Raw genomic sequence first — 23,666 nt, 5'->3', positions numbered from 1 at the left:
CTCAGAGACAAACAGTGGCAACGCCACATTACGCCACATTTTTCTCTGCATTTTTCAGGTTATCCACAGGAGGCTATCATGATTGATTTACATATGCACAGTTATTACAGCAACGATGGGGAATTCTCCCCTTCAGAACTGGTGAAGAAATGTACAGAGCAGGACATTTCTATCATGTCCATCGCGGATCATAACACAGTCCGGGCCACAGACGAAGCGCTGGAAGCCGCCCGCGCGTCGGGCATCGCCTTTCTTCCCGGCATAGAAATTGACTGCACCTATGAAAACACAAACTTTCACATGCTTGGGTACGGCATCCGCTGGCAAAACCGCATTTTTGCCGAAATCGAAAACAGCATCCGCCGGCAGGGTCAGTCCGTCTCCCTGCATATGCTGGAAAAAACCCGGGAGCTGGGATTCGATGTGACGGAAGCCGACATGGAGCAAATGGCTGCCGGCAGTTACTGGCCGGAAACCTGGACCGGAGAAATGTTTGCGGAATTCCTTTTATCTCAACCGCAGTACAAGAATCATCCTCTTTTACTTCCGTACCGGGAAGGCGGCGCCCGCAGCGATAATCCATATGTGAACTTTTACTGGGATTATTATTCACAGGGAAAACCCTGCTATGCGGAAATGTATTATCCTGACATGGAACAGATCATCGAAATCATCCACGAAAATGACGGTCTGGCGGTGCTGGCACATCCTCACATCAACCTGAAAGGAAAAAAACAGCTCCTCGAAGGAATCATTGGACTTGGCATTGATGGCATCGAAGCATACAGCAGCTACCATTCCCAGACACAGATCAACGAGACACTGTCTGCCGCCCGGCAGCACGGACTATTCGTTACCTGCGGCAGCGATTTTCACGGAAAAACAAAGCCTTCCATCGAACTTCGGCAGCACGGCTGCACTCTGCCGGGAGAACAGATGGAGAAACAAATGGCTCGACTGCTGGAAAAGGCACTGTAAGAAAACAGTGGCGCGGCTGAAAAACTTTTGAGACTATCTTATAAAACAATAAGGGGCGGTATATGTAATCCCGCTTCTTTCTTTTTCTGTCATAAATATCTTTCATCTGTCAGAATGCAATCTCATACCGCACTCCCTCAGAAAAGAGAATCCCTTCTGTCAAACGAATACACAAGATACAGGTATTCTCATCATCAAAGTCCATGTGTCCGTTTTCAATCCACTCGGAAAACGCCTGTTTTAATTTAGCGGCAATAGACACATTTTCTTCTTTTCCGTAATATCCCAGACTATACGCCTTCCCATGAGCTGTAAACCACTCTCCGGAAACCGCCACCAAAGGATTTTTCTCAATATGACGCATCTTATTGGACTGCGCATGCGTAATCACATAAAACGCCCCATCACTATAAAATGCGTTGACATTACGCACATAAGGCACATTATTTTCCGAAGTTGCCAGCGCAATCAGAGTATCTTTGCCAAACCGTTCTGTCAATATTCGTTCTGTTTTCTCATTTAATTTTTCCATAAACACACCTCCGAAATGCTTTTTCTTACAATAATATATACCCTCTGTAAATGCAACGGTTATTTTTCACAATATCTGCCACAGAGTCAGAGATTATCAGCTGCAAAGATTCATATCTGCAAAAACAATTTGACAAATACACCTTCCAGTCCTATGATGATTACATTGTAAAAAACATAAAATATGACCATTTCAGAGCAGCCCGCTCCATCTGCGCCGCTGCCAAAGGAGGAACCATGGAATACAGAAGATTTGACAATACGATCATCGCGCGCATCGACAAAGGCGAAGAGATTCTGGAACAGGTAAAGGCCATCGCCCTTCAGGAGAATATCAAGCTTGCCAGTGTGCAGGCTCTCGGCGCCGTCAATCATTTCATCGCCGGCGTCTTCAAGACTGACGAGAAAAAATATTACTCCAACACATTTGACGGCAGCTTTGAGATTGTATCCCTCACGGGAACCATCAACACCATGAACGATGAATTTTACTGTCATCTGCACATGAGTGCCGGCGACGACAAAGGCCATGTCTTCGGCGGTCATCTGAACGAAGCGACAGTCAGCGCCACCTGCGAGATGGTCATTCAGATCATCGACGGCAAAGTGGACCGGTATTTTGATGAGGAGATTGGATTGAATCTGTTTCGGTTTTAACTATGTATTAACGGAATTTTCATATTAGCTAAAAAAGGGGACGCAAGCGGCATACTTTTTTCACTTACGTCCCCTTTGTTTTCAGTTTTACACCTACCTGTCCCGCACCCGACTTCAGTCATTCGTTTATTGCGCCTGCTTATTCCACAACTATCCCAGAATATCCATTTCTTCAATCATCTGATTGTTCCTAATTATTATCAAATTCTATATTATGTTCTTCCAAATACTTTTTTATTAAAGGTAAAATGTATTCGACCGATTGTAACTGTGCCTCTGCTTCATCTGCAGATGCGATAAAAAAATCATTATAATCGCTTTCTTCTCTTTTCGTTTTCAATCTTGCCAGTCGTTTTCCCACTTCCCGTGGAAACTCTCCGGCGGCTACAAACTCTTTATTAAAATATGCTACAACATCTTTATGCCGTTTAAAATCTACACTTTCCAATGCCAGAACAGCACGCACACAATAAAATACTGCATAATATGACCGGTTTATACAGTCTCTGTAAAAACCATTATCAAAACACATTTTTGCGCTTCTGTAAGTTTCTTCCGCAAGAGAAAATCTGTATTTTGACAATTCTGCATCTTTACCTATATCATGCACTCAGCCTTACCCCCTCGTCTCTGACATTACGATAATAAGGCAGATTGTCTGCCCAATAGTTAAAATGATCCGTATTAATTATCACAGGTGAAATATCAATCTCATGCTTCATAAGATAGTCAAAGGCAAGATCACTGATTTGATCAAATATCTCCTTTATCTGATTTTCCGTCAAAGAAACCAGGATCATGACATCAACATCTGAAAATTCAGAATAATCGCCTCTTGCATATGATCCATACACAATAACACTATCAAGAGAATCACCCAATAGTTCTCTTACATTTTTTGCAAAATCCTGTATTATATTTAAAATATAAACTGGCATACAATCTCACCTCTTTCCTTCTATAAACAAAATATTATCGCAGTATTTTTCTTTTATTATACCGTAAACCACAAAATTTGTACACTGATTCGTATAATGCGCTACTCCACAATTTCTAAATCTAACATTCCAAAAATGAATCTAAATACAATATTTCACTTGTTGGCCTGCTTATTCCACAACTGTCCCAGAATATCCTTCAGCACCAAAAATGCATCCAGCGAGTTATATCCGTATTCCCTTTCCACATTGGCGAGCAGCTTCTCCAGCTGTTCCTCATAACCAGCCACCGCTTCCTGAGACAATCCCTTCTTTTTCCTGGCCTGAAATAAATTTTCTCCTAAATTCATAATAATTCTTCCCTGTGTATTCCCTGTTTGTTTTTACAATCTGTTTTTATCTGCTCTCCGGAAATTTTCTTGCTGTATTTTAATATTGTATACTATATTTTAATACTGTACATTACATTTTCCGGCAGATATTCTTATTATAATTCTTTTGAGAGAAAAATGCTGCAAAGGAAAGAAGGAAATTTCGCACGAAATAATGACAGTTCTTCGGAACATCCTGACAAATCGGACAGCCGGCGCCGATGGACGAAGAAACTGCCAACCTGTTCAGGCAGTTGGCGAAAAAGAGGATTGAGCAGGCTGGGAAATAGTCGTATAATAGAAAACACAGCATGGGGAGGTGTTAAAATGCTATGTTTATGTCATAGAATAATCGATTTAAGCAATCAACTCTGTACAAAATCTGATGATAAGGCGACATTTGTACAGAGTTAATTTTCGCCGAACATTGGATTTTGTACAATTCAATTCTGAAAAATCAAGAATCAGATTGGAGAAAATTCAATGGAAAATTTTAAAAGATACATAGTTTTATGGGTAAGTCAAAGTATTTCGCAGCTTGGAAGTTCCATGACTGCATTTGCTCTCATTTTATGGACATACGAGCAAACAGGTTCGGCCCTTTCGGTTTCGATCATGTCATTTTGCAACTATGTACCATACATTTTGATAAGTATATTTGTCGGTGCGTTTGTTGACAGCCACCGTAAAAAAACTGTTATGCTTGTTGCAGACAGTATCGCAGCACTGGCTTCACTGCTTATTCTGGCGTTTTCAATGACAGGAACTCTCGCAGCAAGGCACATTTATATTTTTAATGCTGTTGTCGGAATGACTACGGCATTTCAACAGCCGGCATCTGCTGTGGCAATAGCCAGAATTGTACCAAAAAATAAACTGGCTAATGTAAGCGGAATGAACTCTTTTTCCAGCAATTTGATCGTTGTATTCAGTCCAGTGCTGGCGGCTGTTCTCTTCTCAGCAGGTGGTCTGCCGCTGATCTTGCTGTTTGATTTACTGAGTTTTGCCATAGCCTTTTGTGTTCTGCTATTCTTAATCCATATACCGGAACAGATCATAAGGGAGAAGTTCACATCTCCATTTGCAGGAATAAAGGTTGGATTTCATTTTTTGAAAAATGAAACCGGGATTTTGCATATCATGCTTACCATGGCAGTGATAAACTTTTTTTCCCGGCTGACTTATGAAAATATATTATCCCCTATGATTTTATCAAGAAGTTCCGGAAATAACGTTGTGTTGGGAATCGTAAATGCCTGCATGGGCATCGGTGGAATAATTGGCGGCCTGCTTGTTTCTGTAAAAAAAGAAAGCAGGAAAAAAGCAAATATGATCTATATTTCTGCTGCAGTATCCTTTTTGCTTGGCAATTGGCAGAAATGTATTTTTCTGGTCATTTGCCGCTTTTGCCGCAAGCTTACCAATTCCGTTTATTACAGCAGAACAAAATGTCATACTCTACAAAAAAATCCCTGAAAAAATGCAAGGAAGAGTATTTGCTGTAAGAAATGCTATCCAATACAGCACGATTCCTTTTGGTATTCTTTTGGGAGGATACTTAGCCGATTATATATTTGAGCCATTTATGCGCTCTGACGCAGATATTGTGTCTTTTTTAGAAATGCTTGTGGGAAATGGTGCAGGCAGCGGCATGGCTGTTATGTTTTTATGCACAGGAATCTGTGGCTTCGCCATGAGTATTTTGTCTCTGCGCAGCAAAAAAATTCAGGAATTAAATGAATGTTGATATTTAAGTATATGACTAAGCATATCTGCTATCTTATTTCTACTATATTATTTCTGCTATACTATTTACATTGCAAATATATTTTATTGCAATAAGCAGATAGTTTTGGCTCTCGTTTCATAATCAACGAGAGCCATACCTGTGATATGCCCTTTGCCATATTATTCACCGAAATAGCTCTTCCTTATCTCGCAATTATCTCCTTAACGGCTTCCTGCAGTTCCTCACTATAATCTTCCAGATCATCGATAGTTATTACATTTAACCTTATAAGATTAACAATATCAAAAAAAGCTCTTGATTTTTTCCGTTCAAGAATTACCCCGGGATGTCTTCTGTCCTGTTTAATTCTTTTCTCCAGCTCCCAAAATCTGTCAGACGGATTCCCCTCTTTTGAACTGAGTAATTCAATATACTCTTTGTTCAAACGATCCATATAATTTTCCTGCCATTGGGCTATCTTCTCACGATAAAGTTTCCAGTCACGTTTAGAAATCTCCATATTTCATCTCTCCATTCTGACATCTTTCCCTTTAATTTTTTCAGATGCCATGTAAATATCTTAAAGAATCATTTTTCACTTTTTTCGTATTTTTCCGCAACAAAATCCAACACAGCCTCTTCATCTGTAAATCTTTTCAATTTCTCACCATAAGCAGAGAGGGATGATATGATTTGTGTGCGTTTTCGATTAAATTCTGCCACCCATAGAATATTCGCATACAGAAATCGAAGAGTTGGCCTGGAATTATAATTTTCTTTACCCATTCTCTGTCTTAACCATCTGCGAAATACACGGAACAATCTGGTAAATGTATTGATATCCAACAAAATAATGTAATCACAACAGGCAAAGCTTTCCTGCAAAATATCCCGGGGTGAGCCTTCCACAATCCAATGCTCCTGTACCAATATCTGACGGAACATTTTATCCCTTTCTTCCGGATTTCTCCTTTTATCTCCATCCGGTGTCCGCTCCCAGACAATATTATCTTTTTCATAAAATGGTATCTGATATTGTGCCGACAGTTTCCTGGCAAGGGTAGTCTTACCACTGGCAACAGACCCGATGATATCTAATCTCATAAGCGATATTCCTTTTGCTACATTTGCTGGCAGCTTACCCTCCAGCTTTCGGAGGGCAGTAAAACACCCTCCAGACAAAAGAAAGGAGGGTGATGACAATGGTTACATATTCTGATTTGATTCAGTTTTGTATACTAATGTTTTCTTCTTTTATCAATATACCATACCTGTTTATTCACTTCAAGAGCTTTATTGGAATGTATCGTCATATATTCATTCCGTGATTTTATGGTATCTCCACAAAATCTTTCTCATATCTTTTTCAACTCTGCCATCGCCCCATAGTGCAGCACATCAAATTCTTCCGGAGCTATTTCTGCCAGCAGCCTCTTATGTTCCTTCTCCCACATGGCTATTTCTTTATCTGGGAGAGATGCACCAATGCCCCGGCAGGCTTTCATGCGCCCATGCCAGCTCTCACGGGTAAAATGTACCTTTATCGGATATTCGTCATGATAAATCAGTTGAAATTTTTTATTGCAGCAGTCTGGTATGTCAATGGCATGAATGGTCTCTCCCGCACCGCTCCAATCCGGATTGTATTTTAAAACCAGTTTCTCACTGGATTCTGCTATGGCGTCCTCGTATGGCAGCCATGCCATATACAACAACAGCAGGCTTCCGCCATCTTTTAGCATACGGGAAAGTTTCGGCAGAATTCGTTCATGGTCAAAATACCAGAAACATTGACAGGCTGTTATCACATCAAAGGATTGATTCGGAAAATCAATTTCTTCCGCAGCACAGACTACATATTGAATATCCATTCCTTCTGACAGCCGCCGTGCCTGGGCGATCTGATTGTCAGAAATATCTGTCCCTGTCCATTTTGCTCCATATGGATACATATTTCTTGGAAGAACTCCGGTCCCTGTACCAAGATCAAGTACTTTCTGACCACTGATACATAAATTCCTCTGAAGAATCCTATCGTAAAATTCCTGCGGATAAATATCCCGGAACCTGGCATAATCTGACGAAGTTCTTCCCCAGTCAAAGGCTTTTCCTGCATCTATATTTTTATTGATGATATTCATATCTTTCCCCGACTCTTTACTTTCTCTCCGCAAATTCCGCCGCTTCTTCCACCCAGTCCATCAATTCTTCATTGATTTCTGCCACGTCAGATATGAGCAGATGGTGAGTCCATCGGTTCGGGTATGGCTCTGTGGCGATATCTACCCTCGGCGATTCCAGCTTATGGCTGAGACTGATGGTCACGACTATAAAGTTCTCCGGGCAGTCTTTCTTTTTCCGCACCCTGGCAAAGGAAACGCAGGCAAACATATGCTTATTATAAAAAGAAATCTGCGTTTTCTGTACTTTGATGCGAACGTCGCTGACTATAGCTTTGACTTTGCCCTCAAATGTCTCGTAGAGCGGCAGGGCTTCCGGATGTTTGTCAAAAAAATATAATACTTCTTCGTTCATTGTCTTCCCTCCCCAATATATTTATATTTTACTATACCGTTCCTGTGAGAACAAGAAAATTTATTAATCTTTCCTAAAGAAGCTCAAAATGATTCCTGTTAAATTTTAGGATTCCTTCGTCCCGCATCCGGCACAGTTCCCCGGACATGGCACTTCTGTCCACCGAGAGATAATCGGCCATTTGCTGCCGATTGAAAGGGATATCAAAAACCGGACTACCCGCTTTCATGGACTGCTCCGACAAATAGGACAACAATTTCTCCCTGGTGGTCCGCTGAGACATATGTGTAATCTTTCTGGTCAACATCAGATTCTTTTGCGCCATTATGGAAATCAGATTCTGTATCAGCCGGCTATGAAAATCGCAGGCGGAAGGACAGGTGGTCAGCACCCGGTTGATATCCAGAAAAAGCACGGTGCTTGGCTTGACTGCCACCGCATTGTTCTGCATTTTCTCCCCGTCCAGGCAGGCATATACTTCTCCAAAAATCTCGCCTTCCACGATTTCGCTCAAAATACTCAGATTCCCCCAGTAATCTTCTTTTTGAATATGGACAGCCCCCTCCAGCAGCATCGCCACACTGGTAATCCGACTGCCTCTCTGAAAAATGCAGTCTCCTTTCTCATAACTCCTTATAAATGAGGAGAGGCAGTCCATCATAGCTGCAATTTCCTTCTCCGTGATACCAGCAAACAGCTTTGTCTTCGCTAACATTGAAATGTATTGTTCCATCATTTTTCCTCTCAAATATAAAATATTAAGAAAACGATTCAGCCATGCGCCTGACAGAATGAGCGCAGCATCCAAAGTTTATTTTCCTAAACGTTTTTACTCTGGCAGGCATAACAGATTATTGTTGTTCAGTATATCAAATTTCTTTGGGGATTTCCATTATCAAATGGGGATTTGTAAATCTCTGTGCAATACGCGGCAGTCTACGTGCATAGAGATTTACAAGAATCCTGTACCTTCGTGGCAAAGTAGAGGGCTGTGGCAATTTTTGACTGTTGAACGGTTCTATCGTCGGAAATTAAAATTCAACGGTACTTTTCACTTTGGTAAAACGGTTATTTCACAAACTATTGTAATTTCAACCGTGATTTTTGACCATAGTAAACGGTTATTTTACAGACTGTTGCAATTTTAACCGTGATTGCACCATAAAAAACGGTTGCATCATAAACTCTTGCATTTTAAACCGTGATTTCTGCCAGAATATAACGGTTATTTCATAGACTATGACGATTCTGATCGTAATTTATGTTCCTTATAATGTCGACTATACTCTGCTCTCTGATGAATGGCTGCAATTTTTGCACATATCATTAAAAAGTCGGGATAGACACCGACAATCCCGGCGAGCCAGCCAATCTGGTACAGATTTCGTCGGTTTGAATCCGTTGACTTTGCCATAATCCGGGTAATGCAGAAGACAGGGATTTGCGGCTTTGTATGTATCATAGAAAGCCACAAATCCCGTCTGTTCATCTTCACCCGGATAATTTCAAAACTTATAGATTCAAAGCGATAAATACCTATCTATCCGTTGCAAAAACAACAGACTATTCCCCTTCCATATAGTATACTGCGATTGTCAACAACAACTCCAAACAGGAAATTATATTCTTTCCTTTCATTTATGACACGAAATCACTATAATTACTAAATATATGTCTTTACGAGGAGGCCAGTGAAATGATACGAAGAATTATTCAGATTGATGAAGAGAAATGTAATGGCTGTGGTGCCTGTGCCGCTGCCTGTCACGAGGGAGCCATCGGCATGGTGGACGGAAAAGCGAAGCTTCTCCGGGATGATTACTGTGATGGTCTGGGCGACTGCCTGCCGGCCTGTCCTATGGATGCCATTCATTTTGTAGAGCGGGAGGCGGCGGCATATGATGCGGAAGCAGTGAAGGCAGCGCAGGAAGCCGCCGCCCGAAAAACTGCCGAGCAGACCGAAGCACCGCTTCCCTGCGGATGCCCGGGTTCTAATGTAAAAGAGATCAAACGACCATCCGGCGGATGTCCAGGCTCCAATGTGAAAGAAAGCAAATGGCCGGCCGGCGGATATCCGGGCAGTCAGCTATCCCAGTGGCCGGTGCAGATTAAACTTGTGCCGGTAAAAGCTCCGTATTTTGACGGCGCCAATCTGCTCATTGCTGCGGACTGTACCGCTTACGCCTATGGTGATTTCCACAACCGCTTCATCCGAAACCGGATCACGCTGGTGGGCTGTCCGAAGTTGGATGAAGGGGATTATACGGAAAAGCTCACCGCCATCATCCGGGAAAATAACATTAAAAGCGTTACTATCGTCCGCATGGAAGTGCCGTGCTGCGGCGGTTTGGAACGCGCCGCCGTGCAGGCGCTGAAAGACAGCGATAAGTTTATTCCGTGGCAGGTGGTCGTCATCTCCACCGACGGCAGGATTATCAGCGAATAGTTCTGCGATTTAGCGCCACCCTGCTACTTGCAAAAGAATCCCGCGGTTTAAGACGCCGATGTACGATTTACAATCTTGTAGTAAGTCCGGGAGGTCAGACCGTACACAGCGGAATAAATGACCGCAAATATAAGGTAACATATCAGCATCACCCTGTTTAGGAGAGGCCGGTTGTCAATGACAGAATAATTCAGAAGAATATAGATGATATTCGATGTGAAAATAAAATGCACACCGGCCACCAGCAGGGGCAGAAGGAATACTGTGAGCATCTGGGAACGGATGCTCTTTTTGATTTCTGTTTTCGTCATGCCGATTTTCTGCATGATGGTGAACCGCGCCTGATCTTCGTATCCTTCCGATATCTGTTTATAATACATGATCAATGCCGTCACAAACACAAACAAAATGTTCATGATGATGGCAAGGAAAAGGAGACCGCCCGCCAGGCCGTAGAAACGCTCTCCCCGTTCTGCTTTCAGGTAGCAGACAGTATCCGAGGAATCATACGATTGTCCCGGCAGTTTCTCAACCGCAGCGTTCATTTTCTCGTAAATGGTCTGTTTTTCCTGGTCTGTGTCGTCGATGTTGATGCCGTACTCCCAATGGTACGCCATATAATTTGCCTCTTTGTACCGCGCAGCACCTTCCTTTCCTCCCATAAAGGAATACAAATCCTGGACAGCCAGGTATATCTCATCGCAGTTATAGACATCCAGTGCAATGCCATCCAGCCGCACTCCTGTCATCACCGGGATTTTCCGGGTCTGTTCTTTTATTTTCACCTCTTTCCCGCCATAAAAAATCATGTGATCAGACCCATATTTGATATCTTCTGACGCCAGAAGAACTTCATTCTGTGCCAGCGTATAGGAAGTGCCGCACAGACGGTTATAATCATCCAACGACAGCACATGAACATAGACAATTTTCTGACTGCCCTGCTCCCAGCCGGTAAAATATCCGGGCGTGTACCAGGTATCCCGCATATCCAGGCGCAGATCCAGACAGCCGTTTTCCATCACCGCCATGAGATTGGCAGAATAATCCTCTGAAATTTCTGTTCCTTTCTTATTTTGGTAGCTTTCCGTTGCATTTTCCAGATCCGCGCGAAGCCCCTTCGTATAAGAACCCGACGTCATTTCTTCCGAAACATTTGCTGCAGGAATCTCCACAGAAACGCCGGCATCGTACGGATAATGATTGTTGACCGTGCCGATAGAACCGCTGTAAAAGGCGACGGCAAACGACAAAATGGCGAGAATCAGCGTTACCAGAATACAGATGGCCGCCAGACTGGCGCCGTTTCGTTTCATACGGAAGGACATGGTCGATACGGTGACAAAATGTGCCGTCTTATAATAGTATTTTTTATTATTCTGCAAGATCCGGCACAGGAAAATCGAGGCGCAGATAAACAGTAAAAATGTGCCGACGATGAGAAGCGCGCCCGCTGCGGCCACTTCTCCCGTCTTTATAGGATTTTTCATCCTTATGACAATGACATAGGCTGCCGCCAGAAACAGAAGTCCGATCATTGTCGGAACCTTCCGGCTTTTCGGCGGCCGTTCGCCCATGGAGCCGCCGTGCAAAAGCTCGATGGGGTTATTTTTGTTAATCTGATAGAGGGAATTCATCAGAATAAGAAAATAAATGACCGCAAAGAGCGCTGCCGCCGTCAGGGCAGATTTCCCATCTATATAAATACGGTAATTGACTTGTTTATCCATGATATTAACCAGACCAAGCTCCGCCACTTTGGAGAAAGCCACGCCCAGAAAAAGGCCGCCGACCAGGACAATAATGTACGAAATCACTGTTTCCCAGAACAAAATGTGAAAGAGATTTCCTTTGTTCATGCCGAGAATATTATAAAGTCCCAGTTCCTTTTTCCGGCTTTTAATGAGTCCCGCGCTGGTATAAAACAAAAACGGAACAGAAAACGCTCCGATTCCCCAGCCGCCCACATCGAACAGTACCGGCAGAACCTCCTTGCCCGGCAGGCTTCCCACCACCTCAGAAGCGCCGAGGAAGCGGAAAATGTAAAATACCATGACCATGGCCATGCCGGCCACAAAATATGGATAATATAACTGCCTGTTTTTCCGGATTCCCGTCCAGGCCAGCCGGAAATAAATGCTTCTGCCCGGACGCTGGTCTTTACTTTCTTGTCTCCGCCACATTTTCATCGTCCCTCACCTCCGGTCATGAGAATTGTAAGGGTGTCCGAAATCTTCTGATAGAGCTGCTCATCGCTGTCTTCACCCCGGTAAATCTGATGGAATACTTCTCCGTCCTTGATGAACAGCACCCGGTTTGCCTTGCTGGCAGCCGCCGTGGAATGGGTCACCATCAGGATTGTCTGTCCTGACTGATTCACCGCAGAAAACAACTGCAAAAGTTCTTCCGATGAACGGGAATCCAGGGCGCCCGTGGGCTCGTCGGCCAATATCAGCTTCGGCTCCGTGATCAGCGCCCGTGCCACCGCTGCCCTCTGTTTCTGCCCGCCGGACACTTCATAAGGATACTTTTTCAGTAAATCTTTGATACCAAGCATTTTTGCGATGGGATGCAGCCGCTTTACCATCTGTTTGTACGGTACATTTGCCAGCACCAGGGGAAGATAAATATTATCCTCCAGACTAAAGGTGTCCAGCAGATTAAAATCCTGGAACACAAATCCCAGATTGTCCCGGCGAAACTGCGCCAGCCTGCTCTCGGAAATCTGCGTGATATCCTTGCCGTTTAACAGCACGGAACCGCTGGTGGGTTTGTCAAGAGCCGCCAGAATGTTAAGAAGCGTCGTCTTTCCGGAGCCGGATTCGCCCATGATCGCCACGAACTCTCCCTGATTCACAGAGAAATTCACATTTTTGAGGGCCGTCACCTGATTGGCTCCGAACCGTGTGGTATACACTTTTTTCAATGCTTTTACTTCCAGAATACTCATAAATAATACCTCCTTCTGACAGCATCATACCAAAAAAGGGAAAATGCATTCCATGGATTCGGCTTACATTTTCCCCGGCACTTCTAACATTTTGTAAGATTTGAAATTGCCCGTCCACCGGACTTTGCGGCGCCAGATCAATCCGCACCGTTGTCCCCTCGTCCACCACAGAGCTTATGGCAATCCGGTGCCCCAGCCGCCGGCAGATTTCCCGGCAGAGATAGAGCCCGATACCGCTGGCCCGCTTATCCTCGCGGCCATTGCCGCCGGTGAATCCCTTCTCAAAGATGCGCGGGATATCCTCCGGCGCGATGCCGATTCCCGTGTCGGCAATGCAGAGCGTTTCGGGACTTTCCATATAAATCCGGACAGAACCTTCCCTGGTATATTTGAGGGCGTTGGACAGAATCTGTTCCACCACAAAAGAAAGCCATTTCTCATCAGAAACCACAGTCTTCTCCACCGGCTCATACACAAGCCGTAATTTCTTTATGATAAAATCGCCCCGGAACTTGCGAATGGCCTCACGAATCATTTTGTCCAGGCTTACCTCACGAAAAACATAATCTGTACTCTCCGAACCCATTTTCAGATAAGTGAGCACCATCTCCACATATTGTTCAATATGAAGAAGCTCCGACCGGAGTCGTCTCGCCAGGGCGGAATCTTCCGTGCCAAGCTGCAGACCCATGGACGCAATGGGCGTCTTGATCTGATGCACCCACAAAGTATAATACTGAAAAGCGTCATCTCTGGCCTGCGCCGCCTCATCCTGCATCCGCTGCCTTTCCCGGCAGAGATTCACAATGATACGCTGGTAATCTTTATCTTTTAATCCCCGGTTTTCCTCACAGAGTTCCCGCAGACTTTCCTCGCTTACATACTGCATTTCTTCCAGACGCCTGTGCTGCCGGTACGCTTTCCAGACGGCTGCGCCGGCAAACAACAGCCACAGCAATGCGCTGAGCGCCGCCGGATACAACACCGCCATCAGCGGCAGATGATACAGATAAAAAACGCCGGCAAAGATGCCGGCAGACAGGATTTCCAGCAGAATGATATATTTATGATCCCAGAGGTATTGTGCTGTGAATTGCATTTTAGGTCCTCCTTTTCCCCTCTATTTCCCATCGGCCTTTTCTTCCTGGATAAAATATCCCACGCCAAACTTTGTTCCGATAAAATTCTCCAGTCCACTGGCTTCCAGCTTCTTCCGAAGGCGGTTCACGTTGACGGACAGCGTATTGTCATCCACATAGCAGTCTGACTCCCACAGGGCGTCCATGAGGCGCTCCCGACTGACGATGGCTCCTTTATTTTCCATGAGAAGAGACAGAATCCGGTGTTCATTTTTGGTCAGTTCAATGACTGCGTCACCATATTGGAGCGTATTGTTTTCCAGATTGAGGAAAGCGCCCCGGCATTCCAGCACCGGCATATGCCCGGCAAAGTCGTAAGCCCGGCGCAGCAGCGCCTGGATTTTGGCGATGAGCACATCGTAGTCAAAGGGTTTTGCGATAAAGTCATCGCCGCCCATGTTCATGGCCATGACCTGGTTCATATTGTCGGCCGCGGAAGAAAGAAACAGGATTGGCACGTTGGATATACGGCGAATCTCCCGACACCAGTGGTAGCCGTCAAAGGCCGGCAGACCGATATCCATGATAACCAGATGCGGCTGGCGTTCCACAAATTCCGTGAGGATATTGCGGTAATTGTCCACACCGAACATCTCCAGTTCCCATTTTGCACAGCGGTCTTTCACTGCATCCAAAATTCCCTTGTCATCTTCTATCATAAAAATGCGGTACATTTTTCCCTCCGTCTGTATGTCACTTTAAATCATTCTTTCATTTTTCGCTTAATGCCACTACGTTTTTATAATAATTCATTTGAAAAAGTATGGCAAGAAATGTATCGAAAACTTATATTTCTGTTGTTATAACAACCGAATCTTTTTATCTCTCATACTATAATCTGAATCGAAACATGAGAAAACCCTTTCATACTAACAATAGACAGGAGAGATATATTATGGCAAATCAAATGTTTTGTTTTCAATGTGAACAGACCGCCGGGTGTACCGGCTGTACCGGAGGCGCCGGAGTGTGCGGCAAAAATGCTGCCGCAGCCAATTTGCAGGATGAGCTTACCGGCGCACTGATCGGACTGGCCCGCGCGGCAGGCCGCGCCATACCTTCTTCCGATACTCACCGGGTTATGATAGAAGGTCTCTTTACCACCATCACCAATGTAAACTTTAATGAGGAAACGCTGCGACAGCAGATAAAAAATGTCCACCGGGCGAAACAGCTTCTGCTGGCACAAAGGAATGACAACAGCACTGCTGGAGAAACCGGCAATGCGATTTCCGGCAATACATCTTCCTCCTTCGATGCAGCCATTTCTGATAGCAGCGTAAAAATCTCTGATTACGATATGCAGAATCTCTGGAACGCCGATGAAGATATCCGCTCTCTGAAATCCCTCATCTTATTTGGACTGCGCGGCATGGCGGCATACGCGTATCATGCCATGGTTCTCGGATATACCGACGATGAAGTCAACGCATTTTTCTATGAGGGACTGGCCGCTGTGGGCGAGGACTACAATATGGAGCAGCTTCTTCCCCTGGTCCAGAAAGTCGGGGAAATCAATCTGAAATGTATGGCTCTCCTAGACCGGGCCAACACGGAGACCTACGGCAACCCGGCGCCGACCACCGTGCCGCTCACTGTGGAAAAAGGCCCATTCATCGTCATCACCGGTCATGATTTAAAAGATCTGGAACTTCTCTTAAAACAGACAGAAGGCAAAGGCATCAACATTTACACCAACGGCGAAATGCTTCCTGCTCACGCTTATCCAAAGCTGAAGGCCTATCCACATTTGAAAGGCAACTTCGGCACCGCCTGGCACAATCAGCAGAAGGAATTTGCCGATATCCCGGCTCCGGTCCTGTTTACCACCAACTGTCTGATGTCGCCGAAAGCCAGCTACGCTGACCGTGTCTTCACCACCGAAGTGGTCTCCTATCCGGGCGTCACTCACATCGGAGAAGACAAAGACTTCACACCTGTCATCGAGAAGGCGCTGGAGCTGGGCGGTTACGCGGAAGACACAACATTTACCGGCATCAACGGCGGCAGCGCCGTTACCACCGGTTTCGGTCATAATGCCGTGTTATCTGTGGCCGATAAGGTGATTGACGCCGTAAAAGACGGCGCCCTCCGGCACATTTTCCTGGTGGGCGGTTGCGACGGCATGAGAAAAGGGCGCAGCTACTACACAGATTTTGTCAGACAGACTCCTGCGGACACAGCCGTTCTCACCCTGGCCTGTGGCAAATATCGCTTCAACGACCTTGACCTGGGTACTATCGGCGGACTGCCACGGATCATGGATATGGGACAGTGCAACGACGCTTACAGTGCCATCAAAGTGGCCGCCGCCCTGGCTGACGCTTTCGGATGCGGCATTAACGATCTCCCGCTGACGCTGGTACTCTCCTGGTATGAACAGAAGGCCGTCTGTATCCTGCTGACCCTCCTGCACCTGGGACTGAAAAACATTTACCTGGGCCCTACCTTACCGGCTTTTCTGTCCCCGAATGTACTGAATTTCCTTGTGGGGAACTACAATATCCATCCAACGACTACACCGGAGGCGGACCTGGCGCAGATTCTAGGAACGGAAGCGTAATACAAACGCCTGTCCGCTGTTCTGAGTAAAGCTTTGCGTATAGACTTATTTGCTGTTATAAACGAAACTTTGCGTATAGGCTTATTCGCTGTCCTAAACAGAACTTTGCGTGTACGTTTATCCGCTATTCTAAGCAGAACTTTACTTATATTTCCGCCGCCGGCTGCCGAAACGGGGTTTCTCTTTCATCAAAAAAAGAGTACAATAAATGTACTCAAATAACAAAAATCTAGGAGAAATACCCATGTACATCGATACATTTCAGCCGGCAGCTTCTTCCCTCCGGGAGGAAGTTTTTGCCTTCGCTGCCAGAGAATATAACACAATACCGGAATATCCCTGGGCGAAAAGCCCCGGTTATGCCGTCCTGCGTCATACAGACAACCGCAAATGGTACGGGGTTATCATGGAGGTTCCCCGGAAGCGGCTGGGGATTGACACTGACGGCGCAAATCTGCCGACATCTCCGGATGTGGACATTTTAAATGTAAAATGTGATCCGGTACTCTCCGGCTCCCTGCGGATGCAGCCAGGCATTCTGCCGGCCTACCATATGAATAAAGAGAACTGGATCTCCATTTTGCTGGACGGCACTGTGGACGTGGAACAGATATTTACATTCCTTGATATGAGCTTTGAGCTGACTGCCAGAAAGGCCAAAGCAAAAACTTCCGCCGTTCATAATACCGACTGGCTTATTCCCGCCAATCCAAAATATTATGACATTGAGACAGCCCTCGCCGAACATCCGGACGAGCCGTTTTTCTGGAAGCAGAGCAATAACATTTTTGTGGGCGATATTGTTTACATCTATCTCACCGCTCCGGTGTCTTCTCTGCTGTTTAAATGCCGCGCGCTGGAGGTGGACATTCCCCGGCAGTCCGGAAACAAAAACATACGGATGAAACGGGCCATGAGACTCCAGCTGCTGGAAACCTACCCGCGCGGCGCCATAGGCCGGGACAAGTTGAAAGAGCACGGCATCTATGCGGTCCGGGGACCGCGAAGTATACCGCAGACTCTTATTAAAGAAATAGAGATGTTATTATGATATGCGTTTTTCAGACTGCGCTACTTTCTTTTTTCAGATTCCGTAGCTGACGCCGGATACTCTAATTGAATAAAAAAACGCCCGGTTATTTTCCAAATAACCGAGCGCACCCGACATCTTCTCTGACTGAGCGGAATCTCATTCCGCCGTACCGCTGCGGCGGTCAGCCCTCCGATGAAAACTTATGGATCTGCCAATTTAAAACTTTTGTGAGAATCATTATAAACGTTTTTACCCTGTAATGTCAATGTTTTTTCTTCTGTTTTTTAATTGCATTGTTTTTGGATATTCTATATTACAATTACTTGCTATCAGAACACAATAGTGTTATAATGTATTCAATCAGAACACAGAAAGGAGATGTTTCTATGGCATTGACAACTTTAACCGCAAGGGTAGATCAAAAAGATAAAGCTGATTTCGATGCTTTTTGCTCCAATGTCGGATTGAATACTTCGACCGCCATCAACCTCTTTGTAAAAGCAGTTTTACGTGAGAAACGTATTCCTTTTGAAATCGCACAGGCACCCGACCCATTTTTTTCTGAAAAAAATATGGCTTATGTTAAAAAGTCTGTTCAGGAATTGCGAGAAGGGAAAGGTTCCCCACATGAACTGATTGAGGTGGATAATGAGTGAAAAAATCTGGTCAGAGGACGCCTGGAAGGATTACCTCTATTGGCAAACTCAGGATAAAAAAACACTCAAACGTATTAATCAGCTTATAAAAGACATTGAACGAAACGGCTGTATGAACGGAATTGGAAAACCCGAACCCCTCACTGGTGATTTGCAGGGTGAATACAGTCGCAGAATTAATGACAAAGATCGTCTGGTCTATCATATAGAAAACGGACGCATCTACATTGCTCATTGCAGGGGACATTACGGAGATAAATAATTAACTCAACACAGAACTGCGGCCATAAAGCCCATTATAACAAAGGCTTATGGCCGCTTTATTATTTACTGCAATTTCTTTACCTGCTCCTGAACCTCCTGTTCCTCCGGGCTGTGTCCTTTCATCTCGCCAAACTCTGCAAAGAGCTGCATAAAATTCTGCATAATCTCCTGTTCAGAGTCTTTGGTCCGTTTCTCTGCGTTTGCTTCAAATTCTCTGTATTCGGGAGTTCCTCCCCACATTTCCCTGGCCTGCCTGGCGTATTCGTCAATCTGCTTTGTATCAAATACTGAAAAATCCATTGTACTCACTCCTGTAAATTTTATTCCACGGGCAAAGGCGATCAGTTTTTCCAGACGCTCCTTCTTCATGGTCATCATTTTCCTTTCCTCCGTTTTGTTGCCCTGAGTATATCAAATCAAAGGAGTATGCGACCGATTCTTTCGCCAACGGTCTTTTTCACTTCGCCAACGGTTACCACAACCACGAAAAAAGCCGCCGCGAAAATCTTTTCGCAGGCAGCTCGCTCAATTCTTTTTCTGATATTCACTTTTTGCTTTGCGGGACAGCAGGCAGGTCTCACCGTTGTCAAGTTCCACCAGCTGCTCTTTCAGATGCACTGCCCGGATGCGGGAGCGGTTGACCAGAAAGCTCCGGTGGCAGCGCCAGAAATTCTCTCCCAACTCCTCTGCAAAATGATCCAGACTGCTGTTGAATTCCAGCAGTTCTTCGTCCAGATGCAGCTGAAGAGTATGCCGGCGTCCCACAGCTTCAAAGTAAAGGATGCTGTCCACGGGAATATGCCGCACAGTGTCGAGAATCTTTATGGTACAGTAATTTCCCTGCCCGGGCCGCTGGGCTTCCATCCTCTCCCGGATGCTTTCAAGACATTTCTGCACCCGAAGGGTCATTGAGTCCGTGTCTCCTTTTACAATATAGTCCAGAGCCTCCAGCCGCAGGCGGAAGGTCTCAAATGCCAGGTCTCCGTGAGCGGTGATAAATACGATAAATCCCCGCGGGTCATACTGCCGCAGTTTCTGTGCCAGCTCCAGCCCGCTGATTCTGCCCGGAAAGTCAATATCCAGAAAATAAATGGCCGGCACAGCATTTTCCTTCTGCCTCGCCAGAAGAATCTCCGGATCATCCACCGCATGAACCGGCCCCATATCATTGTCAAGAATCATAATCTGCTGTGACACAATATGCGTAAGCTTCTCCCGAACCGGCTCTTCATCATCACAAATGTATACAGGTATCATTGTTTTCTCCTTATATTTCTACACCGCAGGAATATGCAGCTCCTGCACAAACATATCATCTTTCAGATACGTGCGCGTGGCGCACCCTTTATACCGGCTTACAATCTTACGGTAGCTGGAAAGGCCGGTGCCGTGACCCTTGCCCTTCGTCGTGTAGCCTTTTCGGGTCAGCGCCGACAGATTCGGCGCTGCGTCATAATTATTGGCGATAGCCAGATACAGTTCCTTCTCTTCCTGAAGCAGCACAATCCTCACCAGACCATCCTGACCGGCGGCCGCTTCCACAGCGTTATCCAGCAGAATCCCCACGCACCGCAGCAGATCATTCACGTCCATACTCTGCTCTTCACGCACGGGATGGAGCACCTCCAGCACCGCCCGTACATTTTCCTGCCGCATCTTTGCCAGCTTCGTGGTCAGAAGACTTCGCAGCGGATACATGCCGACGTTATTAAGACCGTCCATCTGTGCAATCTCACTGCCCAGCTTCTCATCAAAATAACTGCTGGTCTTCTTCATAAACTCCTGAATCCCTGCCAGATCTCCTTCCTGCGCCTGGAGGGTCAGTCCGGAAAACAGATTGGTGACATCATGACGAAACGCCCGGATTTCCTGCTGCAGTTCTTCCAGCAGAGCCATGTGAGCCTGCTGCTGCAGAATGGTCTCCTCCTGCGCCTTGATCCTGTCCTGACCCGCCACATACATGGCGGTAAACTGCATCAAAAACAACCCTGCTACGATCAGCGCGAAGAAAAACATGGCGTAGCCCGCATCCGGCGCCGCAAAGGAACAGCCCCAGAACACCGCCAGATAGCCCCACCGGATTTTTCTTCCCAGAATACCCACGGCCAGCACAAACAACGCAAAAGCAGTAAAAGAAAATGTATAGCCCACCGAAAACAGACGAAATGCCAAACTCATAATTTTCTTCCCCTTAGAATAAAACTTACAGTCTGAACTGCATTTTCCAGTATAACAGATGTTGGAATATTGTAAAAGATGATTTTTCCCATTGAATAAAAACAGGTTTTGCTATGTCAAAGTACTTTTTTATTCAAACCTCCCTATCCCTTCCGTGATCTTCCTTGTCTTCCAGGATTTCAGTATTCCAAAGGAAAGAACCACGCAGATTGCCAGCACGCACGCTGCCACCAGGGCAAATTCCGCGTAGGCGAAATGGAATCCTTGACCGAACGCCCGCATATCTGATATACGGTACAGGTATCTCAGCACCGGGTGGGAAAGCAGGAAGGCTGCCAGAACAGCCGCCGCTCCCAGTATCACATTTTCAAACAGCATGATTTTTCTGGTCATTGCCACGCTCATGCCGACGGCGCGCAGCATACAGATCTCCCTTGTTCGTTTTTGCATCCGGTATCTGAAGTTGTTCATTACATTTATCATGACCAGTATAAATGTAATGGCTGATATACCATAAATATATACCATCTGCTTGTGATAAAACATTTCATTCTGCTCTATCTCCGCGATGAGGCTGCGGGTTGATATGTTGGAATCCTGACTGCCGATTCGGATGAGCTGCTGTTCGAGAATATTCTGCTGCCGCGTCGTCAGGCCTGTGTCTCCGTCACAATACATGCACTGAATCCCACTTTCCGGCGACATTTGCTGTATGTACCGGTCGCTGGTGATCAGCAGCGGATACATGGTTCTGTTGCACTCAAACATATACGGAAAGGATACGATTGCTTTCACCTTGTAAGTCTTATAAATGTACTCCGCATCGTGGTCTTTGAGCGCCTCATAGTTGCCGGAGCTTGTCTGCAGATCCTTTCGGTATTTTACAGTAATCTCATCGCCCGGGTGGTAGTCCATCAGAGGCGTGCCTTCTTTGTAATATCCGGGCAGATCATTATTTTGAGTGTCGCCCATGCGGAGCACTGACAGAATCACCTCATCGTCCTCCAGATCATCCGGGGCGAACTCGCCCTCGATCACATATTTTTGCAGGGCGTTGAGTGCCTCCGCATTGTATCCCAGCAGCATGGACTGATAAACCTGATTGGTTCCATCGTATCCGCTTTTGCCGTATCCATATATCTCTTTCAATCTTTCATTGTACTCATCGTAGTACGCATCGTTTCTTTGCACATCACCTTCGTCAACGACACGAATCGGGAAGCCCGAGCTGGTTTTCACGGACCGTATTCCTTCCAGATTCCTGATTTTCTGTGCATTTTCTCTCGAGATTCCCTCTTCCACATTATTAAAATGCAGCATGGTCAGCGCGTACTCCCCATTCAAATAGTACATTTCCTTCGTATCTTCCCGATATAATTCCAGAGTTTTTGCCCGGTAAGCCAGTCCTGTGAACAACGTGACTCCGAGGCAGATGGTCAGCACGGCGAAACCGCTTGTTTTTAAGTCTCTGAAAATGTACTTGCAGCTCAGCCGGAATAAGGTTCCCGTTTTGCTGTCTTTCTGGCGGATTGGGAAAAGCCGCTTTCCGCTCTCTGTTTCTTTTCCCGATATGGTATCGATGACCGAATTGGCCGTAACCTTTCTTCCGAATCGATATCCGATTACGCTGATCAGAGCAAATGTAATGACAACGCACAGAAGAATCGGCCATACCGGTATCACCAGCCGGAAACGCACCGCCTCGCCCAAAAGATACACTTCCAAATCTCTGTCGCCCGATGCGAGCATGACCAGCCAGGCGGCGAAAATGCCACACAGTATCCCCACCGGAACACTGATCCGGTAAATATCAAATAATTCCAGCAGCAGCATTTTACAAAGCTGTCCTCTTTTCATGCCGATGGCTCTCAGTATTCCATACTGCTGCGTTCTCGACAGCACGGTGATGCGGTAGACGCCATAAAACACAACCATGCAGATCAATAAGAGTACGCTCACAAGCCCTGCATCCATCAGATATAACTCTCGCAGATTTTCTCTTGCCGGACATTCTTTTATCTGGTTTCTGCCGACTCCCAGCACTTCTCTCAATTCTTCAACTTTGCTTTCGTAATTCACGGAATCCTGAAATCCCATGTAAATAAGATACGAATCTGTGCTGCCTGCGTCCATGGCAGTATAGAGATTTAATGTTCCGTATTTTTTATTTCCGTAGATATCCGACAAAATTCCTGTCAGGACAAATCTCTTCTCCTCCCCTGTCTCCTCATCCGTGATAAAAATTTTCTGATTGATGACGGGCTCGATGCCGAGATTCAGGAGCACCCATCTTTCCGCCGCGATTTCTCCGGATTGCTGCGGCAGCCTGCCCTCCGTCAGCTTCGCCATCATTGTAATTGCTGCATCATCATTTCTTGTGAGAAATACATTTTGTTCATTACATTTGTAAAGGTCATACGTACCCTGCTGCAGCGCCGTCCACTGAATGTCCGGGTCTTTTCGCAGCAGATCAACCTGCGCCTGAGACAGCCCGTCCACATAGCAGTCCGACGGGGTAAACTCCGCTTTCAATTGTACATTTTCTATTTTGTGATTGGTGTGCAGCAAAGTCAGCAGCACCGTCAACAGCATAAATGTCAAAGCAAAACTGAAAAAAACGGCCAGCGTATTTTTCTTGTAATTCCTTATGAAATGTTTATGCAGTCTGATATCTTTTCCATCCCCAAACATCCGCCTC

At 45.6% G+C, this 23,666-nt stretch carries 24 protein-coding genes and 1 pseudogene; 8 read left to right on the top strand and 17 right to left on the bottom strand.

All coding sequences use genetic code 11. From position 1 onward, the window contains the following. Positions 1-78: 78 nt before the first annotated feature. A complete protein-coding gene (locus B5F87_RS01380) occupies positions 79-978 on the top strand; it encodes a PHP domain-containing protein (RefSeq protein ID WP_087275586.1) in 900 nt (299 codons plus the stop codon). Between the two features lie 109 nt (positions 979-1,087). On the opposite strand, the gene B5F87_RS01375 is transcribed toward B5F87_RS01380, so the two are convergent. After that, entirely contained in the window at positions 1,088-1,510 is a 423-nt protein-coding gene (locus B5F87_RS01375) for a pyridoxamine 5'-phosphate oxidase family protein (protein ID WP_087275583.1), read from the bottom strand. Positions 1,511-1,746: 236 nt separating this feature from the next. On the opposite strand from B5F87_RS01375, the gene B5F87_RS01370 reads away from it, so the two are divergent. Beyond that, positions 1,747-2,166, top strand: a complete 420-nt coding sequence (locus B5F87_RS01370) for a PPC domain-containing DNA-binding protein (protein WP_087276149.1) — start codon at positions 1,747-1,749, stop codon at positions 2,164-2,166. Positions 2,167-2,356: 190 nt separating this feature from the next. On the opposite strand, the gene B5F87_RS01365 is transcribed toward B5F87_RS01370, so the two are convergent. The 3 genes from B5F87_RS01365 to B5F87_RS01355 all read right to left on the bottom strand — a co-directional run bounded on the left by B5F87_RS01365 (position 2,357) and on the right by B5F87_RS01355 (position 3,454). Then, entirely contained in the window at positions 2,357-2,776 is a 420-nt protein-coding gene (locus B5F87_RS01365) for a HEPN domain-containing protein (RefSeq protein ID WP_087275580.1), read from the bottom strand. Next, positions 2,769-3,104, bottom strand: a complete 336-nt coding sequence (locus B5F87_RS01360) for a nucleotidyltransferase domain-containing protein (RefSeq protein ID WP_087275577.1) — start codon at positions 3,102-3,104, stop codon at positions 2,769-2,771. Before B5F87_RS01360 ends, B5F87_RS01365 begins: the two co-directional genes overlap by 8 nt. Positions 3,105-3,259: 155 nt before the next feature. Continuing rightward, positions 3,260-3,454 carry a hypothetical protein gene (locus B5F87_RS01355; protein WP_087275574.1) on the bottom strand — a complete coding sequence of 65 codons (195 nt, stop codon included), beginning with the start codon at positions 3,452-3,454 and terminating at the stop codon, positions 3,260-3,262. A gap of 504 nt (positions 3,455-3,958) precedes the next feature. On the opposite strand from B5F87_RS01355, the gene B5F87_RS01350 reads away from it, so the two are divergent. Then, entirely contained in the window at positions 3,959-4,951 is a 993-nt protein-coding gene (locus B5F87_RS01350) for an MFS transporter (RefSeq protein WP_343215700.1), read from the top strand. A 455-nt stretch (positions 4,952-5,406) separates the two neighbouring features. Here B5F87_RS01350 and B5F87_RS01345 read toward each other — a convergent pair whose 3' ends face one another. From B5F87_RS01345 to B5F87_RS01325, 5 genes are all read right to left on the bottom strand, one after another. Further along, complete coding sequence (locus B5F87_RS01345; RefSeq protein WP_087275571.1) at positions 5,407-5,724, bottom strand: hypothetical protein; 318 nt, start codon at positions 5,722-5,724, stop codon at positions 5,407-5,409. Between the two features lie 68 nt (positions 5,725-5,792). Continuing rightward, a complete protein-coding gene (locus B5F87_RS01340; RefSeq protein ID WP_087275568.1) occupies positions 5,793-6,308 on the bottom strand; it encodes a DNA topology modulation protein FlaR in 516 nt (171 codons plus the stop codon). Positions 6,309-6,559: 251 nt separating this feature from the next. After that, positions 6,560-7,345, bottom strand: a complete 786-nt coding sequence (locus tag B5F87_RS01335; RefSeq protein WP_087276147.1) for a class I SAM-dependent methyltransferase — start codon at positions 7,343-7,345, stop codon at positions 6,560-6,562. A gap of 16 nt (positions 7,346-7,361) precedes the next feature. Further along, positions 7,362-7,739 carry a DUF5655 domain-containing protein gene (locus B5F87_RS01330; protein WP_087275565.1) on the bottom strand — a complete coding sequence of 126 codons (378 nt, stop codon included), beginning with the start codon at positions 7,737-7,739 and terminating at the stop codon, positions 7,362-7,364. A 73-nt stretch (positions 7,740-7,812) separates the two neighbouring features. Next, positions 7,813-8,475: a Crp/Fnr family transcriptional regulator gene (locus tag B5F87_RS01325; RefSeq protein ID WP_343215699.1), complete on the bottom strand. Its 663-nt coding sequence runs from the start codon at positions 8,473-8,475 to the stop codon at positions 7,813-7,815. Between the two features lie 960 nt (positions 8,476-9,435). On the opposite strand from B5F87_RS01325, the gene B5F87_RS01320 reads away from it, so the two are divergent. Beyond that, entirely contained in the window at positions 9,436-10,185 is a 750-nt protein-coding gene (locus tag B5F87_RS01320) for a 4Fe-4S binding protein (protein ID WP_087275562.1), read from the top strand. Between the two features lie 47 nt (positions 10,186-10,232). Here B5F87_RS01320 and B5F87_RS01315 read toward each other — a convergent pair whose 3' ends face one another. The 4 genes and pseudogenes from B5F87_RS01315 to B5F87_RS01300 form a co-directional block, all read right to left on the bottom strand. Beyond that, positions 10,233-12,374, bottom strand: coding sequence for an ABC transporter permease (locus B5F87_RS01315; protein WP_087275560.1), 2,142 nt, complete (start codon positions 12,372-12,374; stop codon positions 10,233-10,235). Beyond that, on the bottom strand, positions 12,371-13,135 hold the full coding sequence (locus tag B5F87_RS01310) for an ABC transporter ATP-binding protein (protein ID WP_087275558.1): 765 nt from the start codon (positions 13,133-13,135) through the stop codon (positions 12,371-12,373). Before B5F87_RS01310 ends, B5F87_RS01315 begins: the two co-directional genes overlap by 4 nt. A 145-nt stretch (positions 13,136-13,280) precedes the next feature. Then, positions 13,281-13,670 (bottom strand): annotated as a pseudogene (locus B5F87_RS21330) (ATP-binding protein); the annotation flags it as partial. Positions 13,671-14,255: 585 nt separating this feature from the next. Further along, the gene (locus B5F87_RS01300; RefSeq protein ID WP_087275555.1) at positions 14,256-14,948 is read right to left on the bottom strand and encodes a response regulator transcription factor; all 693 of its coding nucleotides are present in this window, start codon (positions 14,946-14,948) and stop codon (positions 14,256-14,258) included. Between the two features lie 221 nt (positions 14,949-15,169). On the opposite strand from B5F87_RS01300, the gene hcp reads away from it, so the two are divergent. From hcp to B5F87_RS01280, 4 genes are all read left to right on the top strand, one after another. Continuing rightward, positions 15,170-16,837 carry a hydroxylamine reductase gene (hcp, locus tag B5F87_RS01295; protein ID WP_204246026.1) on the top strand — a complete coding sequence of 556 codons (1,668 nt, stop codon included), beginning with the start codon at positions 15,170-15,172 and terminating at the stop codon, positions 16,835-16,837. A 244-nt stretch (positions 16,838-17,081) separates the two neighbouring features. Further along, positions 17,082-17,888 (top strand): MmcQ/YjbR family DNA-binding protein, encoded by an 807-nt coding sequence (locus B5F87_RS01290; protein ID WP_158096911.1) that lies wholly within the window; start codon positions 17,082-17,084, stop codon positions 17,886-17,888. 368 nt (positions 17,889-18,256) lie between these two features. Then, positions 18,257-18,526, top strand: a complete 270-nt coding sequence (locus B5F87_RS01285) for a type II toxin-antitoxin system RelB/DinJ family antitoxin (RefSeq protein WP_087275551.1) — start codon at positions 18,257-18,259, stop codon at positions 18,524-18,526. After that, positions 18,519-18,788 carry a Txe/YoeB family addiction module toxin gene (locus B5F87_RS01280; RefSeq protein ID WP_087275549.1) on the top strand — a complete coding sequence of 90 codons (270 nt, stop codon included), beginning with the start codon at positions 18,519-18,521 and terminating at the stop codon, positions 18,786-18,788. The genes B5F87_RS01285 and B5F87_RS01280 overlap by 8 nt, the downstream gene beginning before the upstream one ends. Positions 18,789-18,853: 65 nt before the next feature. Here the strand turns inward: B5F87_RS01280 and B5F87_RS01275 are convergent, their stop codons facing one another. The 4 genes from B5F87_RS01275 to B5F87_RS01260 form a co-directional block, all read right to left on the bottom strand. Beyond that, positions 18,854-19,168, bottom strand: coding sequence for a TipAS antibiotic-recognition domain-containing protein (locus B5F87_RS01275; protein WP_087275547.1), 315 nt, complete (start codon positions 19,166-19,168; stop codon positions 18,854-18,856). 147 nt (positions 19,169-19,315) lie between these two features. After that, on the bottom strand, positions 19,316-20,047 hold the full coding sequence (locus B5F87_RS01270; protein WP_087275545.1) for a LytTR family DNA-binding domain-containing protein: 732 nt from the start codon (positions 20,045-20,047) through the stop codon (positions 19,316-19,318). A gap of 18 nt (positions 20,048-20,065) precedes the next feature. Next, positions 20,066-20,968 (bottom strand): GHKL domain-containing protein, encoded by a 903-nt coding sequence (locus B5F87_RS01265; protein WP_087275543.1) that lies wholly within the window; start codon positions 20,966-20,968, stop codon positions 20,066-20,068. Between the two features lie 129 nt (positions 20,969-21,097). Continuing rightward, the gene (locus tag B5F87_RS01260) at positions 21,098-23,659 is read right to left on the bottom strand and encodes an ABC transporter permease (protein WP_087275541.1); all 2,562 of its coding nucleotides are present in this window, start codon (positions 23,657-23,659) and stop codon (positions 21,098-21,100) included. Positions 23,660-23,666 lie beyond the last annotated feature (7 nt).

Origin of the sequence: Eubacterium sp. An3 (genome assembly GCF_002159465.1) — a bacterium.
In the GTDB taxonomy this organism is placed as follows: domain Bacteria; phylum Bacillota; class Clostridia; order Lachnospirales; family Lachnospiraceae; genus Anaerobutyricum; species Anaerobutyricum stercoris.
The sequence above is the reverse complement of the archived record's forward strand: the minus strand, read 5'-3'. Positions and strand labels throughout refer to the sequence as shown.

Bases quoted from the DNA above. Each gene is read 5' to 3' on its own strand.
- B5F87_RS01280 (WP_087275549.1), top strand. From the start codon at position 18,519: ATGAGTGAAAAAATCTGGTCAGAGGACGCCTGGAAGGATTACCTCTAT.
- B5F87_RS01270 (WP_087275545.1), bottom strand. From the start codon at position 20,047: ATGATACCTGTATACATTTGTGATGATGAAGAGCCGGTTCGGGAGAAG.
- B5F87_RS01310 (WP_087275558.1), bottom strand. From the start codon at position 13,135: ATGAGTATTCTGGAAGTAAAAGCATTGAAAAAAGTGTATACCACACGG.
- B5F87_RS01375 (WP_087275583.1), bottom strand. From the start codon at position 1,510: ATGGAAAAATTAAATGAGAAAACAGAACGAATATTGACAGAACGGTTT.
- B5F87_RS01360 (WP_087275577.1), bottom strand. From the start codon at position 3,104: ATGCCAGTTTATATTTTAAATATAATACAGGATTTTGCAAAAAATGTA.
- B5F87_RS01350 (WP_343215700.1), top strand. From the start codon at position 3,959: ATGGAAAATTTTAAAAGATACATAGTTTTATGGGTAAGTCAAAGTATT.
- B5F87_RS01345 (WP_087275571.1), bottom strand. From the start codon at position 5,724: ATGGAGATTTCTAAACGTGACTGGAAACTTTATCGTGAGAAGATAGCC.
- B5F87_RS01275 (WP_087275547.1), bottom strand. From the start codon at position 19,168: ATGATGACCATGAAGAAGGAGCGTCTGGAAAAACTGATCGCCTTTGCC.
- B5F87_RS01260 (WP_087275541.1), bottom strand. From the start codon at position 23,659: ATGTTTGGGGATGGAAAAGATATCAGACTGCATAAACATTTCATAAGG.
- B5F87_RS01265 (WP_087275543.1), bottom strand. From the start codon at position 20,968: ATGAGTTTGGCATTTCGTCTGTTTTCGGTGGGCTATACATTTTCTTTT.
- B5F87_RS01370 (WP_087276149.1), top strand. From the start codon at position 1,747: ATGGAATACAGAAGATTTGACAATACGATCATCGCGCGCATCGACAAA.
- B5F87_RS01315 (WP_087275560.1), bottom strand. From the start codon at position 12,374: ATGAAAATGTGGCGGAGACAAGAAAGTAAAGACCAGCGTCCGGGCAGA.
- B5F87_RS01380 (WP_087275586.1), top strand. From the start codon at position 79: ATGATTGATTTACATATGCACAGTTATTACAGCAACGATGGGGAATTC.
- B5F87_RS01355 (WP_087275574.1), bottom strand. From the start codon at position 3,454: ATGAATTTAGGAGAAAATTTATTTCAGGCCAGGAAAAAGAAGGGATTG.
- B5F87_RS01290 (WP_158096911.1), top strand. From the start codon at position 17,082: ATGTACATCGATACATTTCAGCCGGCAGCTTCTTCCCTCCGGGAGGAA.
- B5F87_RS01300 (WP_087275555.1), bottom strand. From the start codon at position 14,948: ATGTACCGCATTTTTATGATAGAAGATGACAAGGGAATTTTGGATGCA.
- hcp (WP_204246026.1), top strand. From the start codon at position 15,170: ATGGCAAATCAAATGTTTTGTTTTCAATGTGAACAGACCGCCGGGTGT.
- B5F87_RS01285 (WP_087275551.1), top strand. From the start codon at position 18,257: ATGGCATTGACAACTTTAACCGCAAGGGTAGATCAAAAAGATAAAGCT.
- B5F87_RS01335 (WP_087276147.1), bottom strand. From the start codon at position 7,345: ATGAATATCATCAATAAAAATATAGATGCAGGAAAAGCCTTTGACTGG.
- B5F87_RS01325 (WP_343215699.1), bottom strand. From the start codon at position 8,475: ATGATGGAACAATACATTTCAATGTTAGCGAAGACAAAGCTGTTTGCT.
- B5F87_RS01320 (WP_087275562.1), top strand. From the start codon at position 9,436: ATGATACGAAGAATTATTCAGATTGATGAAGAGAAATGTAATGGCTGT.
- B5F87_RS01340 (WP_087275568.1), bottom strand. From the start codon at position 6,308: ATGAGATTAGATATCATCGGGTCTGTTGCCAGTGGTAAGACTACCCTT.
- B5F87_RS01330 (WP_087275565.1), bottom strand. From the start codon at position 7,739: ATGAACGAAGAAGTATTATATTTTTTTGACAAACATCCGGAAGCCCTG.